Here is a 15,085-nt window from a genome sequence, read left to right on the forward strand (position 1 = left end):
TCTTTAACTCACTTACTATTATATACCAACTAGTATTTTAAAACTAAATGGGGCGTTTCAATTTTGAAGTTCTTTTTCAGATCTTTATCTTTCACTTTTTCTCCAACAGACAGATGATAAGTAAGTGTGTCTTTTGTAGTCACAGACGTTAAATAACCATACGTAAACATATGAGGTAAGATGACAGCTGTCATCCCTTCAGATAGAATATAGTTAAATTCTAAGCTGCGTAGTTGTATTGTCTGTTTGTCCTTAATTTCAACAGCTAACATTTCATTTAATTTGTTGCTCGTTATATAAAATGATAAATTATCGAAGTCTTTCGTAAAATATGGTGTAAATCGATAATACTGATTGTTGTATTGGGTAATTGTGCTCGTTTCCTTACTATACGGGTACTTAACACGTTTATTGCCAATACGTTTCTCAATGGTCATATTATCCACACGCATCTCTAGATGTGCATCCCAGACTTTTTCTTTTATGAGATAAGGCATCAAATCATTTAAATCTGCCTTAAACTTAAATCTAGTCTGATCATTCATAGTTAAAGGTATATAAATAAATTCTTTTTTATTACGTGATAATAATTTGAGTTGAATCATTGAAGCAACATGGTTGGGATTAATAATAGAACTAATAAATTCTAACTCCAGTTCAAAACCTTGATCGTTAAATTCGAAATGTGACATTCTAACATCAGGCTTCACTAATTTTTTGAAGACAAAATACGGTTCACCTTCATCAAATTGTATTTTTAACGTTCCTTCTTGAGCACTGTAGCTATGAAACTTCCCATTTTTATAACTTTCTTCTACCATTTGGTAATGCTTCATGTCTTTTAGACGAGCGTAATGTAATAACGGTTTGAATGAATCATTCACTAATTCATCTACAGCTGTTGGTACTTTTTGAATAAAATCTCCTAACGCATCCATCCACGCTTCTTTTTTATCATCTGCAATTTTAAGAGAAAAGTTATTTGTTCTAGAGAATGAGAAATGTCTATCTATAAAATATCCTAGCACTTCATTTTTATTTTCTAATGGGCTGTTTAATATTTCTTCAGTAATTAATGACATCACTTTATAAAAATCTTCGGGTGAGACATACGCAGAACTCATATGTTCTCCCTCACGTTTAGTTGCATAATAGTAAGGCTTATCTGCAAGTACAGCGATTCGTTTCGCATTGACATATGCCTTCATTGTAAATAATTGATCTTCTGCACTTCTTAAGTCCTCTGGAAATTCGATTGCGTGATCACGTAATAATGAGGTTCTATAGAACTTAGTTGGGCTAAGTGTATAAATAATTCTAGAATTGGCTAATGTGACTGCATCACTCGTTTCTTTAAACATGGATTTCGGTACACCACGACCATTCACGCCTTCCATTTTCACCAAGACCACATCTGCATGATTTTGATCAACAAATTTCGACACATCTTTTAATGTATCTTTATTAATGTAATCATCTGAATCTACGAAAAATACATATTCACCTTGCGCTAATTGTAAAGCCGTATTTCTAGGTTTACCTGGTCCGCCTGAATTTGTATCAAGTTGTTTTATTATCAAATTTAATTTATTTTTATAAGCTTCTACCACATTTAAAGTATTATCTGATGAACAATCATCTACCAAAATAACTTCAAAATCTTTTTTATCATAACTTTGATTTTGTAAACTGTTTAAAAGTTCTGCTATATATTTTTCTGAATTGTAACTTGGTACTATAATTGAAAATTTCATTATACTCCACCTTGTAAAAATGAGTTAAGTACAAATCAATATCAGCCGTTCGGCAATCTCAATTACAGGATCCCGTTCTATATCTAACGCTGAATATATATTTTTGTAGTTAACTCATTATGTTTTAATTGGTATTTCTATTCACTTAATTTAGCTGCCAAAAACATTTCTTACTAAACGTTCACTTGAACGTCCATCTTGATATTTAAAATGTTTATCTAAAAATGGCTCAACTTTTTCAACGTCAAAATCTTTTTGATCCAATGCTACAATTAAATCGTTAAACGATTCAACGATTTTACCAGGTACAAATGTTTCATATGGTTCATAAAAATCACGTGATGTGATGTAATCTTCTAAATCAAATGCATAAAATAACATTGGTCGTTTAAATACAGCAAATTCATATACAAGTGATGAATAATCACTAATTAAGATATCCGTAATAAACAAAATATCATTCACTTCTCTAAAATCAGATACATCTACAAAGTATTCTTGATATTCTCTAGGAATATTCAATTTATTTTTAACAAACGGATGCATCTTGAATAGCACAATTGCATTATTCTCACGGCAATAACGTGCAAATCTTGCAAAATCAATTTTGAAAAACGGATAATGCGCAGTATGATGGCCACTCCCTCTAAATGTCGGTGCAAATAATATCACTTGCTTTCCTTTAACAATTGGAAGTGCTTCTTCCATATCTGCAACAATGGCTTTTTCATAGTCTTGATCAAATAATATATCCGTTCTTGGTACGCCAGTTGGAATAATATTTTGTTCTTTTATACCAAACGCCTCACCATAAAATGGAATATCCGTTTCTGATGATACAAATGCTTTGGTGTAATTCCTATGGTTTACTGAGTTAAAAAATGGTCCGCCTTTTTTACCAGTACGGCTATAGCCTACTGTTTTAAATGCGCCTACTGCATGCCATACTTGAATAATTTCCTGACTCTTTCTAAATTTCACAGTATAAAGTAATGGATGGAAATCATCTACAAATATGTAGTCTGCTTTACCTAATAAATACGGAAATTTAAATTTATCAATAAAATTACGTCGTACAGATATATTAGATTTAAACAATGCATGTATTTTATATTTTTCATCTAAATTTTGACGTAACATTTCATTGTAAACATACTCAAAATTACCTGACATTTCCGCTCTAGAATCAGAAGTGAAAAGTACTGTATTCCCCTTTTTCAGATGGAAAAATTTAGTAATCTTGAAAATAGACTGAAAGATGAAGTTACGGACATTAAATGAATATTTATTATATTTTAGTTTAAGGTCTGTAATCCTTTTCTTAACTGGATTCATTTTAGGCATAGGTGCTTTAAATATAATATTCAATACAAATTCGTTCACTTCACTCGAAATCATAGGCTTTACAGTATATTCTGTTTTAGATGATTTACCTCCCTTTTTAAAGGTAAATGTAAAGTGGTCTAATAATAAATTATTTTTGCCATTTTGAGTCATTTCATCGCTATACTGTTCGAGTGCTGTTTCTTCTAATTCATAATTATTGGGATCTAACAATGTTTCATTTATATTGGCAATATAATCAAAATCGCCTTTATAAACAATTAAGTACTCACCTGATGGTAGATAATTACCGTCATCTAATATGGCAACATTAAAACGTGCCTTAAATTGGTTGCCTTCTACTTTCACATCGTTTGCTTTTAGTTCTTTGGTTTCAGTCAAATTTCTCAATACAAAGTTTTTCTTATTAAGCTTTATATCTTCAACATGACCTTCAATAAATAATTGAATTCTTTCCCAATATATATTATCAATTATTATTTTAGATTTACTCAATTTTAAAAAATCCTCTCTTCATTCAAGTTGATAGGTTTTTATTACTAATTAAAAAAGCGAAAATGCCTTACAAATTTACATTGTCCATTTGATAACCGTTTTACCCCATGAAGTGGATAAATCTGTTTCAAATGCATTGACCGCATCGTTGATTGTTTTGACATCAAACTCATTACCTTTAAGGAGCGCTAATTTTTCTACAACATCTGGATTATTTTTATAAAATTCAGCAATTTCTCTAAAGTCTTGTGCGCCACTTCTACTACTACCAAACATCGTCAAACCTTTTTCAAGTACTAAACGTGTATTGACTTCAATTGGATATTCACTGACACCAAGTAAACTAATCGTTCCTTCAGGTGATACTAAGTCAATAATCTGGTTAACTGCGGATTGGCTACCTTTGCCACCCACGCACTCAAAAGCATGATCAAACGTGACATCTGCAGGTACTTCGTCAATATGATAGATGTGCTCCACAAACGAAAAATGACTTAATTTATAATCTGTTTTACCAAACACATAAATTTTAGCTTGAGGATACAATTTACTTAACAAAATAGCTGTAATATAACCTAAATTCCCATCTCCCCATACACCAAAACTATTTTTATTGGAAATTGATTTACGTTCAAATCTTTGTAATGCGTGCCAACTTACACTCACTAACTCTGAATAAGCAATCGTACTTAAATCTTCAATACTGTCGTCTATTTCAACGACGCGATCGTGATCCATAAAAACGTAATCTTGCATAAATCCATCGAAGCCACTAGATCTAAATTTACTACTAGGTAAATAGTTTTCTGCTATAACATCATCTTTTTCAACTGGTGTATTAGGAACCATAATGACCCTTGTACCAATTTCATATTCACCTTTACTGTCATAGACGACTTCGCCAACACCTTCATGAATTAATGACATAGGTAATTTCTTTTTCAAAACTTTTTCATTTCTACTACCTGTATAATATCTTTGATCAGCAGCACAGATAGACAAATACAACGGTCTGACAATCACTTTGTTACTTTTAATATCTTCATTATTATAGGTTACTTCAAATTGTCTTGGCGCAACGAGTTGATAAACTTGATTAATCACTCAACATCCCACCTTTTATGATTGAGTTTGCCACTTTAAGATCATAAGGTGTCGTTATTTTAATGTTATATAATTCTCCCATTACCAATTTCACTTGTTTACCTGCTACAACTAAAATCTTACATGCATCTGTCATGATTTGTTTATCTTCATCAGATAAATCATTGTAGCTATTTCTCAATAGATTTACATTGAAAGATTGCGGCGTTTGTCCTTGATACATCTCACTTCTCACCGGTATCGATTGAATTGAATCACCATCTGCCGATGTGATAATCGTATCAGTTGCTGTAATAACAGTGTCTACTGCGCCATATTTCAGAACACTTTCAATATTTTCTTTAATTATTCTGCGTGTTAAAAATGGTCGTACCGCATCATGCGTTATAATAACATCATCATCAGAAATACCATTTTCTTTTTCTGCTGCACTAATAATATTCATAATTGTTTCATTACGATCAGAACCACCTTGAACAACTTCAATTCTGTCATCTGTAATGTGATGCTTACGTAATGTATCCTTTGTGTGAGAAATCCATTTTTGAGGTGTCGCGATAAATATCTTATCGAATTCACTTGTTAATAAAAACTTCTCAACCGTATGTACTAAGATAGGTTTTCCATCTAAATCTAAAAATTGTTTTGGTAGTGGTACATTGCCCATTCTTGAACCAATGCCACCCGCTAATATACTTGCATAAATCATATACATTCCTCCATTAAAGTTCTAACTCATACTGTTGTTCAACTTCGTTACTATTTATTTTCATGTTTAATTAACGCTATATATATTTCCTGAATTTTGTTATAGATAAAAATATTATTTTATAAGAACAATATTACCAATTATCCCTCACTTTTTCTACTTATTACATTTTTCACAGTGTCCAACCATTTCTCAAATCAATGCTATTTATTAGATACAATATTTTCAGGATTAATTTCATCCACAGAATATTTGTGTCAAATTACACATAATGAGCGTTATTCAATTTTAATTTTTCAGAATATATTTACAATTCTAAATTTTCTTAGTATATTCATACGTATCAACGATTATTTGGGAGATGTCATAATGCATGCACTGTGGCGTATAGTAATCATTTCTATTTAGAAATACACTAGCAATTAATAGAGTGCCAATCACTATTTTCAATCCAAATCTGCATCAATCATGCGCACTATCTTATTTTCAATCATTGGGAGGCACAAATTATGAACAAATCAGAGCAACTTATAAATGAGGACAGTCAATACTTCGCAAAACCAGGACGCATCAAATATTATCCTTTAGCAATTTCTCATGGATATGGTGCGACACTTGTTGATGTTGAGGGCAATACATATATTGATTTATTATCAAGTGCAAGTTCACAGAATGTTGGACATGCACCTGAACAAGTCACTGAAGCAATTAAGGCACAAGTAGACCAGTTCATTCACTATACCCCTGCTTACATGTATCATGAACCCTTAGTTAAATTAGCAAAAAAATTATGTGAAATTTCACCCGGCCAATATGAAAAACGTGTCTTATTTGGACTATCTGGATCAGATGCCAATGATGGTATTATCAAATTAGCACGTGCTTACACCGGCAGACCTTATATCATCAGCTTTGTAAATGCATACCATGGTTCAACCTATGGTTCACTTTCAATGTCTGCTATTAGCTTAAATATGCGTAAACATTATGGTCCAATGTTGCCTGGTTTTTATCATATTCCTTTTCCAGACAATTATCGTGGCATGTTTGGCAGCAACCAGCCCAATACCGTTTCCGAATATCTAGCACCACTTAAAGAAATGTTTGAAAAATATGTACCTGCAGAAGAAGTGGCCTGCATCATGATTGAAACAATACAAGGAGATGGTGGTTTGCTCGAACCAGTAGATGGCTATTTCGAAGCCTTACAAGACTTATGTAAAGAACACGGTATCTTACTTGCTGTTGACGATATTCAACAAGGATTAGGACGCACAGGTAGCTGGAGTTCTGTCTCACATTACAATATTGAACCTGATTTGATTACATTCGGTAAATCATTGGCAGGCGGTTTACCAATGTCTGCAATCGTAGGGCGTTCAGAAATCATGGATTATTTAGAAGCACCTGCACATCTCTTTACCACGGGGGCTAATCCAGTGAGTTGTGAAGCAGCATTAGCAACCATCGCCATGATTGAAGACCAGAATTTATTACAAGCAAGTACAGATAAAGGTAATTATGTGCGCAAACGTATTGATGCTTGGACAGAACAATTCAATACTGTGGGTAACGTTAGAGGAAAAGGATTATCCATTGGTATTGATATCGTTTCTGATAAAATTAATAAAACACGCGCATCAGAAGCAGCACTAAAAATTTGTAACCGTTGCTTTGATAATGGTGTTGTCATTATTGCAGTAGCAGGCAATGTACTACGCTTTCAACCACCACTTGTCATTACCTATGAGCAACTGGACACTGCGCTTAACGTTTTGGAAGCAGCGATATCAGATTTTGAATTGGGTAAACTAGATAACTACGACACTGCAGGTCAGGGTTGGTAATAAATGAGTAAACTATGACAACCTTCTTGAATTTAAATAAACAACAAAAGTTAGATTTTAAAACTACAGTATAATTAAAAAAACAAGAGTCTGGGACATAAATAGATGTCTCAGACTCTTGTTCATTTGTGAAGTAGATGATTGCGTTGAATAGGGATGGGACTACGAAATCGCAATTAGAAAATTTGATTTCTGTCCCGTTTCCTTGTTTTGAATTATATATTACGTTTCATACCCCTTTGTATGAAGATATATGGATTATCTATTACCAACATCTTGTCCTATTTCTACTGTTTTATCATTTTTATTGTAAAGTGCAGCTTGGACACTACCAAAGTTTGGATCATTGCGTTTTTCTTCAATTTCGAATCCTAAACTTTTGAATATATCTACATCTTGTTTACTAGTTGCATTTTCATAGAATATTTTTCCACCATCGTTGTAAAAGCGTGGTTTATCTATAGACTCTTGTAACGTGCCATCGCCTCTTAAATAATCTACCAGTACTTCATTCAGTGTTGTTGGTATTTTATTACCACCCGGTGTTCCTATACCCATATAATAATCAGGGCCTACAACAATACTTGGTGCAGTAAATGATCTCGGTTCTTTGTGTTTACCACCATAGTTAGGACTGGCTGGATTCGATGAGAAGTTACTTAAAGAGTTATTCATATAGAATCCCTCTTTCATGAATTTACCAGATCCAAAGAAACTCGCGAGTGTATTGGTAGTACTTGTTAATTTTCCATCTTTATCTATGACAACAAAATGCGTTGTGCTCGTATTATCAACATTATTCGTATTAAAGTTACTATTAAAGTTAACCTCGTTTAGTCTACCGAGTAAATAATCTTGTGATAAATATTCATCATAATCTTCATCTTGTCCATTGATAATATCTCTATTTCTATACATCAATGCTCTAGATTTTAAGATACCTGTTATGTAATCTAGACGATTATCTGGTGCTGCTTGGTTATCAGTAGCTTCATCTATTTCCAATCCTTGAAGCATTAATGTACCACCAAGTGGGTTAGACGCAGAGTAAACTTTATTATTCAAATAATCTGTACCTACAGGTTCTTTCTTCTCTGTTTTATAACTTTCAAAATCTTTCTCATTAATTTCATCATCTACTTGTTTAGAAACACTTTCACCAATTTTATCATAGAAATAATCTGGTCCTTTGTCTCTAATCCCTTTGATAGTAGAAGCTAGAGCTGGTTGTTTAACAACATCGCCTTCTCTTTTCGTTTGTTTTCCATCAAAAAACGGTGAATTTCTATCGATGTCTGAACCGTATAATTTTAGACTTCGCTCGAGTTCTGAATCTACTTCAAAACCATCTTCAGCTAAAGGAATAACGTAATTCAGGATTTTCTTTTCATCCATTTTCCCTGCTTCTTTATGTGCATCATGTATGCCTCGAACAAAACCAGGTGTACCGATTTCATCCTTTTGTTTAAAGTTAAATGACGAAATATCTTTATATTGCCATTGTTTTGGTGCAACGTTCTCTTGACCATCATAAGATAACATTGCACCTCCACCACCTAAACCGGATGAATGCGGTTCTGTTATAGCTAAAGCATAAGAAACACCCATGGATGCATCTACGGCGTTACCACCATCTTTTAATATTTTTTCACCAACGCGCGTAGCAATTGGGTTATTTGAAGCGACACCGTAATTTTTATCTGACTTATCTTGGTTATGATCAGCTATTTTATTCTCATATAAATCATCTTTATCGTAATTATCTTTTTTTGTAATCATAAAAAAGATAAACGAAATAATGATTGTTAGGAGTAATATTACGATGAGCGATTTCTTATTGTAAATACTCATACTTAAGCTCCTTTAGACAAATATTGGTGATGAGAAGTCTCCAGTTCATTTTTTTCATATTGATCTAAGCCTTCATTCGCTCTAGCAAATACAATTAAAAGAAAAATAACCAATACGATTGAAATGATTGTAATACTTACCCAATGTTGTTTAATGTTCATAAACGTAGCCTCCATTCTCTTTTTTAAGATCCAAGTTTTTACCTTCTATATTGTTCAATAACTTTCTCTCTTCTACTACATTTGGTGATGACTTCGTCACTTTACCACCTTGCGATTTAATTGGTGTAATCATAAATTTAGATTGTTTACCATTCCAAGTTTGCTGAACTGCTAGACCTTGTTTATTTTTTGATAAGAAATCTTCGGATGTCGTATTGCCTAAGCTGTAAAAAATATCTGTATTTTTATATTTTTCAATTTCTTGAACAACCGAATTATGGCCAATAATCACATCAGCACCAGCTTTAGATAATGAATGTGCATACTCTCGTTGTCTAGTCGTCACTGAACGTTCATCGGTAATCCCCCAATCAACATTCACGACGACATAATCGTTATTCTCTTTTAATTTTTTAATTAATGGCATATAAATACTGGGTTCTAAACTAACTGATGTTGTATTTTTCAATGTATCCGTGTAATTTGACTCAACATCTGTAAATGAAACATTGGCAATTTTTTTACCCTTTATAGTTTGTTGTACCGTTTTACTATTTATCGGATTTGAACCATTTCCAGTAAGATAATTATATCCAGTTTGAGCTTCTACTGATTTCATAAAATCACGCGCCGTAATATTATCGGTAACTTGATTGATCACATTCAAACTTTTTAAATTGAGTCCCTTTAAGAACAATACATTTTCCAAGTTTTTGGATATATTCGTTTTCCTGTCATCTGAGAACTTCGTCATTTCTAAACTCGCAGTAGAATAATCACTTCCCTTTAAGATCTCTTTAATGGATGCAAAAGCATCATTAAGATTGTTCTTTCTGATATGATTATTTAATTCAATGTTTCCTAGATATGTCATACTTATCTCATTTGGTGCTTTTCCTATTGCTTTTACTGGTTCTATTTTTTGTGAAGTCATGGCAAATACTAAAAGTATCAATGCTACAACGAAGATAATACCGGTGTATATTGAATTCCTTTTTTTATGCCGCTTCGTCCACTTTAGTATGCGTTCTTCCATTGAAAATTTTTTAGAATTCTTCATAATCCAAGCTCCTTACTAGTTGATAAAGCTGTAAAAGAATAAGATGACATATGTAATACATGTGAGTAACATACAAGTTGACAAAGTAATTATGACACCTTGTTTTTGAATCGTATTAGCTATGATGCCCGGTATTACAACACCAATGCCTGACATCTCTACCATTTGAAATGGACTTAACGGATAAATTAAATCAAAAACAAATTTCAACACCATACCGGTTAGTATCATCGCCGCAAATTTTCTACGTCCATATAATATAACGATACGACTAATACCATGGTTAACGATGAAGTATGTAATACAACTAATAATCAGTACGGATAATAACATGATCGGCTGATCAAATATTAAAGCTAAATATCCTGGTACTACTAAACCAGCAGGACTGATACCAAATTTTTCGGCAAATATTAAACTTAATACGATGCCTACAAATAATGAAAAATATAACTCTGAACCTATCATATTATTTGATCCCTTCTATATACTCTGCTATTTGTTTACCTGGTCCGTGAATATTCCCTACACAGAACATCAAGGCATTTTGAGATTCATTATAAACTGCGCGTTCAACCTCTTTTATGTCTTTACCTTCAAAGTTTAAATATTTCTTCTCGGGCAATCCTTTCATTACGTCCGTTACCATCTGTGTACTCTTTCCTGTACATATCAATGTATCGAATTCAACATCCGTAATAAAGTCTTCACAGAACTGTCTCGTTCTATCAATTCTGTCTGAACGACAATTTAATATAAGAACAATTTTATTGTAAGGGTAATTATACGTTTCAACCTTATTTAAAATTGATTTTGTAGACTGCGGTTCATTGGCAGCAAATGCATTTACATAAACATTTGTTGAATTATTCGCATTATAGTATTTCACTTCTACTGCGCCGACATCTGGTGGTGCATTTAACATGCCTTGTAACGCAACGTCTCTGTTGATGCCAAGTGCTTCAGCCACACCCATTGCAATTGCAACATTATCTGGAAACACGATATACCCAAATTTCCTTAAGAATGATTCAGGCACTTCTTCTTTATTAACGACAATTAATTTAGTCTTACGTCTTTTGGCTACTTTAGCAAAAAAGTCGGTGTAATCATCCTTCATTACAATAAGATGACCTTTGTAAGGAATTGTCGCTGTAAATGCTTCAGCTACCTCGTCTAAAGTAGGTCCTAAGACATCCATGTGATCTTCCATGACATTAACGATAACGCCAATATTAGCTTTAACCAATTCTTTTTGAAAGGTTATCTGATAATCAGGATTCACTGCCATACACTCATTTACAAGCGCGTTCGCCTTTTGTTTAACAACCTTCTTTATAATGTCGCGTTGTTCACCAATATTAGCGCCTTGAGGCTTTCTATAAACTGGATACTCTCTCGGTGTAAACCAATACATCATACGAGCGTCTGTACCTGTTGTCTTGCCTATTACACGATATTGATCTTCGCGTAAAATACTATAAATCAATCTTGTAATTGTTGATTTACCTCTAATACCATTTATATTGATGCGTATAGGAATTTTTTCTAATCTATCAGAATGCTGTCTTTTCTCAACAATTCCTAACCATAGAATCAAACCTACACAAATAATGATTAGTAGCAAATTTTGTCCCTCTTTTCACTTCAGACTATTAAATTTTATGTATAAATGCTTAAAGGCAAAGCACATGAGTCAACCACACTATACATACGATGTTTGAGACTATGTATATTCTTCACCATTCAATAAAGCCATCCTAACACGGAGTTATTGATTTAATATAAACACTTTGAACTAAGTGTTAATCAAATGTAAATTCGCATTTACAATACATGTAAAAAAGAATTTTTTTCAATCAACAAATCCTATCACAACAATGTTTTAATTTTTTTAAAAGCAGATATTTTTTTGATTATTTTTTAAAAATATTTTTACTCATCTCAAACATTTTTCAGAAAACAAAAATATAATATTTACTTCAACTTTACATGATATTAAAAATCAAATGTTATCTTGTATGTATTAAGACATATACGAATAAATGATTAGGAGGCAGTTTATGAGTAAGTCAGTTAAATTAGTAGTTTCAATTTATCTTGCAGTAGTTGTAATTATTTGTTGTAGCTATCTAATTATGATTCTAGTTGGTAGTTTTCAAGGAAATGATATGAGAGGTTCTGTGCTAGATACGGATAACACAAAAAATATTGAAAATGTAGACTATATTAACAATACTTTAAAATCATCAGAATCAAATGCATCTCCTTCAGATAGTGTTCCAAAAAATTCACAATCTAGTATCGATACAACTTCAAATAAACTGTCTTCTATACAAGACGCTCATCATACATGGTCTTTAGATAATTCAATTTCTAAAAACCATGTATGATTTTTTTATTTCTATATATAACAATGATTGAAAGCCCTTTTTGATTTAATACGTCATGATATCCAATATTCAAGTTGAACATTCAAATGCAAATACCTTCCCTTTCTGAATTTATGCGATGCCATCTTTAATATATTCGATATAATTAAAATAACTCACATAAATTGTTTATTTATTGAAAAGGGGTTTTTAATTATGAGTAAATTTACAGAAGCTGAAAAAGTTCAAATTCTAGAAGATTTAGTTGCGATTAAATCAGTTAATGACAATGAAATGGAAGTTTGTATGTATTTAAAAGACTTACTATCGCAACATAATATTGATGCTAAGATTGTTAAAATCAATGACACGCGTGCCAATCTAGTTGCTGAAATTGGTGAATCAGGACCAGTCTTAGGTATTTCAGGACATATGGATGTTGTGTCAGAAGGCGATATTAAAAAATGGACATATGATCCATTCAAATTAACTGAAGTTGACGGCAAATTACACGGTCGTGGTGCTGCAGATATGAAATCAGGTTTAGCCGCTTTAGTATTGAGCCTTATTGATATTCATGATCAAGGTTTATTAGAATATGGTAGAATCCGTTTACTCGCCACTGCAGGTGAAGAGATTGTTGGCGAAGGGGCTAAAGCTTTCCAAGAACAAGGTTACATGACAGATGTAGAAGCACTTGTCATCGCTGAACCTTCACAAGACCGCATCATCTATGCACATAAGGGTTCGATGGATATCCGTGTTATTTCCAGAGGTAAAGCATCACATAGTTCAATGCCACAACTTGGTTTCAATGCCATTTCACCACTCGTAAAATTTGTTTACAAAGCGGATGAAGGCTTTAAAAGTTTCAATAAACGTAACGATTTATTAGGTGATGTACTAATGAACGCGACTATTTTCAATGGTGGTAATCAAGTGAATTCAATTCCAGAGCATGCCGAATCTGAATTCAATATACGTACGATTCCAGAACATGATAATGACCAATTCATCACTTATTTTAATGAAATTTTAAAGCAAGTTGAAACCGATAAAACAGATATAGAAATTGACACTTATATGTCTAGACCTCCTGTATATACGACAGGTGAAAATAAATTAGCTTCATTAGCGCATGATTTGGGTAAAAATATTTAAATTCCGATTTACCTCTTGAAGCATCACCTGGCGTAACCGATGCATCCGATTTATTAGTTGATAAAGATGAAGACTTTTCATTCATTATGTATGGACCTGGATTAATACATCAAGCACACCAAGTTGATGAATATGTTGAAAAAGATGTTTATCTTACATTTATAGATTTGTATACAGAATTTTTCCCTACTTATTTAAAAAACATGAAATAATTTATTAACAAGTAATCCAATTACTCAACTTTTATAATACACTTTATAAAAACGACACTTCTGCAAAAGTCGTAACAGCAATATACGCGCTACAAATTTTCACTTATCAGTGTCTATTTTGTAGCGCGTATATTATTTATGTAAATATTTTCTGTTTGCATATTTGATGCGGTTAATTTGTATGATGATATTTTTGGTATTGCTTTGGCGTCATACCGTAGCGTGCTTTAAATACTTTTATAAAATAACTCGTAGTTGAGAATCCACAAGCCATAGCTATTTCTGTAATAGTAGATAAACTATCTTTATCGAGGATAGATTTACTTTGTTCTAGTCTGTATCTCAACAGATATTCAAATGGCGTTTGTTTTACATATTTTTTAAATAATCTTATCGCTTCAGCTTCGCTTAAATAAATATTTTGACTCAGAGGTCCTAGAGTGATTTTATCTTGAAAATGTTTATGTATATAAGACATCATTTGCTTTACTCTATAATCAAAATGGTATGTTAATTCCGTAGGTTGTTGTTTCATATATTGCATGAGCCATTTCACTATCTTATAAAAATAGGTCATGATATCCAGCTGAAAATATGCCTCTTGTTTCTGATATATTGTACCAAAGCTTTCAATACATGCTAGTAATGCATGATGACTCAAATTTTTGTGAGATAAATATATATAAGGTACCATTTCAGCTTGTTGTAATATATAACTTAAATATTTATACTCCATATAACTCGAAATATTTGGTATTTCAATATTCCAACAATAACACTCACTTATATGTTCAAGCCCCTGTATCTCGTGCACAACATTCGAATTAATAAATATGCCATCACCTGTATTTAACACGATGTTTTTGTCACTAATGCGAATAGTCAATTTACCACGTAATACAAATACAAATTGCAATGCACTGTGCCAGTGTATGGGTATCTGTTCCATAAACGCTTAATCTAACCTTGTTTTCAACACAATATGTCACCAATATTCATCAGGGTATTGAATGCG

Annotated in this window: 12 protein-coding genes and 1 pseudogene; 3 read left to right on the top strand and 10 right to left on the bottom strand. The window is 32.4% G+C overall.

Translation table 11 applies throughout. From position 1 onward, the window contains the following. Positions 1–29: 29 nt before the first annotated feature. From KA893_RS05875 to KA893_RS05890, 4 genes are all read right to left on the bottom strand, one after another. A complete protein-coding gene (locus KA893_RS05875) occupies positions 30–1,754 on the bottom strand; it encodes a glycosyltransferase family 2 protein (protein WP_115338376.1) in 1,725 nt (574 codons plus the stop codon). Between the two features lie 150 nt (positions 1,755–1,904). After that, positions 1,905–3,593 (bottom strand): teichoic acid ribitol-phosphate polymerase TarL, encoded by a 1,689-nt coding sequence (gene tarL, locus KA893_RS05880; protein ID WP_069821604.1) that lies wholly within the window; start codon positions 3,591–3,593, stop codon positions 1,905–1,907. A gap of 75 nt (positions 3,594–3,668) precedes the next feature. Then, positions 3,669–4,697, bottom strand: coding sequence for an alcohol dehydrogenase catalytic domain-containing protein (locus KA893_RS05885; RefSeq protein WP_002482313.1), 1,029 nt, complete (start codon positions 4,695–4,697; stop codon positions 3,669–3,671). Continuing rightward, a complete protein-coding gene (locus KA893_RS05890) occupies positions 4,690–5,406 on the bottom strand; it encodes a D-ribitol-5-phosphate cytidylyltransferase (RefSeq protein ID WP_210125628.1) in 717 nt (238 codons plus the stop codon). The genes KA893_RS05885 and KA893_RS05890 overlap by 8 nt, the downstream gene beginning before the upstream one ends. 509 nt (positions 5,407–5,915) lie before the next feature. On the opposite strand from KA893_RS05890, the gene KA893_RS05895 reads away from it, so the two are divergent. Continuing rightward, positions 5,916–7,253, top strand: a complete 1,338-nt coding sequence (locus KA893_RS05895) for an aspartate aminotransferase family protein (RefSeq protein WP_069821605.1) — start codon at positions 5,916–5,918, stop codon at positions 7,251–7,253. 258 nt (positions 7,254–7,511) lie between these two features. On the opposite strand, the gene KA893_RS05900 is transcribed toward KA893_RS05895, so the two are convergent. The 5 genes from KA893_RS05900 to pgsB are packed head-to-tail and all read right to left on the bottom strand — an operon-like array spanning position 7,512 to position 11,952. After that, entirely contained in the window at positions 7,512–9,104 is a 1,593-nt protein-coding gene (locus KA893_RS05900) for a gamma-glutamyltransferase (protein ID WP_037537647.1), read from the bottom strand. 2 nt (positions 9,105–9,106) lie between these two features. Further along, a complete protein-coding gene (locus KA893_RS05905) occupies positions 9,107–9,265 on the bottom strand; it encodes a hypothetical protein (protein ID WP_100217371.1) in 159 nt (52 codons plus the stop codon). Beyond that, on the bottom strand, positions 9,255–10,325 hold the full coding sequence (locus KA893_RS05910) for a CapA family protein (RefSeq protein WP_002482308.1): 1,071 nt from the start codon (positions 10,323–10,325) through the stop codon (positions 9,255–9,257). Before KA893_RS05910 ends, KA893_RS05905 begins: the two co-directional genes overlap by 11 nt. Before the next feature lie 15 nt (positions 10,326–10,340). After that, positions 10,341–10,793, bottom strand: a complete 453-nt coding sequence (gene pgsC / locus KA893_RS05915; RefSeq protein ID WP_002482307.1) for a poly-gamma-glutamate biosynthesis protein PgsC — start codon at positions 10,791–10,793, stop codon at positions 10,341–10,343. A 1-nt stretch (position 10,794) separates the two neighbouring features. Next, positions 10,795–11,952 (bottom strand): poly-gamma-glutamate synthase PgsB, encoded by a 1,158-nt coding sequence (gene pgsB / locus KA893_RS05920; protein ID WP_037537645.1) that lies wholly within the window; start codon positions 11,950–11,952, stop codon positions 10,795–10,797. A gap of 436 nt (positions 11,953–12,388) precedes the next feature. Here pgsB and KA893_RS05925 point away from each other — a divergent pair, with 436 nt between their 5' ends. Beyond that, a complete protein-coding gene (locus KA893_RS05925; protein ID WP_041079344.1) occupies positions 12,389–12,718 on the top strand; it encodes a hypothetical protein in 330 nt (109 codons plus the stop codon). Positions 12,719–12,913: 195 nt separating this feature from the next. Continuing rightward, positions 12,914–14,070, top strand: a pseudogene (locus KA893_RS05930) (ArgE/DapE family deacylase). 172 nt (positions 14,071–14,242) lie between these two features. Here KA893_RS05930 and KA893_RS05935 read toward each other — a convergent pair. Further along, positions 14,243–15,019: an AraC family transcriptional regulator gene (locus tag KA893_RS05935; RefSeq protein WP_241686153.1), complete on the bottom strand. Its 777-nt coding sequence runs from the start codon at positions 15,017–15,019 to the stop codon at positions 14,243–14,245. Positions 15,020–15,085 lie beyond the last annotated feature (66 nt).

This window comes from Staphylococcus sp. GDY8P126P (genome assembly GCF_017891965.1).
GTDB lineage: Bacteria > Bacillota > Bacilli > Staphylococcales > Staphylococcaceae > Staphylococcus > Staphylococcus saprophyticus.

Excerpts from the sequence above, each read along its gene's own strand:
- KA893_RS05875 (WP_115338376.1), bottom strand. The coding sequence starts at position 1,754 with ATGAAATTTTCAATTATAGTACCAAGTTACAATTCAGAAAAATATATA.
- KA893_RS05890 (WP_210125628.1), bottom strand. The coding sequence starts at position 5,406 with ATGATTTATGCAAGTATATTAGCGGGTGGCATTGGTTCAAGAATGGGC.
- KA893_RS05895 (WP_069821605.1), top strand. The coding sequence starts at position 5,916 with ATGAACAAATCAGAGCAACTTATAAATGAGGACAGTCAATACTTCGCA.
- KA893_RS05900 (WP_037537647.1), bottom strand. The coding sequence starts at position 9,104 with ATGAGTATTTACAATAAGAAATCGCTCATCGTAATATTACTCCTAACA.
- KA893_RS05905 (WP_100217371.1), bottom strand. The coding sequence starts at position 9,265 with ATGAACATTAAACAACATTGGGTAAGTATTACAATCATTTCAATCGTA.
- KA893_RS05910 (WP_002482308.1), bottom strand. The coding sequence starts at position 10,325 with ATGAAGAATTCTAAAAAATTTTCAATGGAAGAACGCATACTAAAGTGG.
- pgsC (WP_002482307.1), bottom strand. The coding sequence starts at position 10,793 with ATGATAGGTTCAGAGTTATATTTTTCATTATTTGTAGGCATCGTATTA.
- KA893_RS05925 (WP_041079344.1), top strand. The coding sequence starts at position 12,389 with ATGAGTAAGTCAGTTAAATTAGTAGTTTCAATTTATCTTGCAGTAGTT.
- KA893_RS05935 (WP_241686153.1), bottom strand. The coding sequence starts at position 15,019 with ATGGAACAGATACCCATACACTGGCACAGTGCATTGCAATTTGTATTT.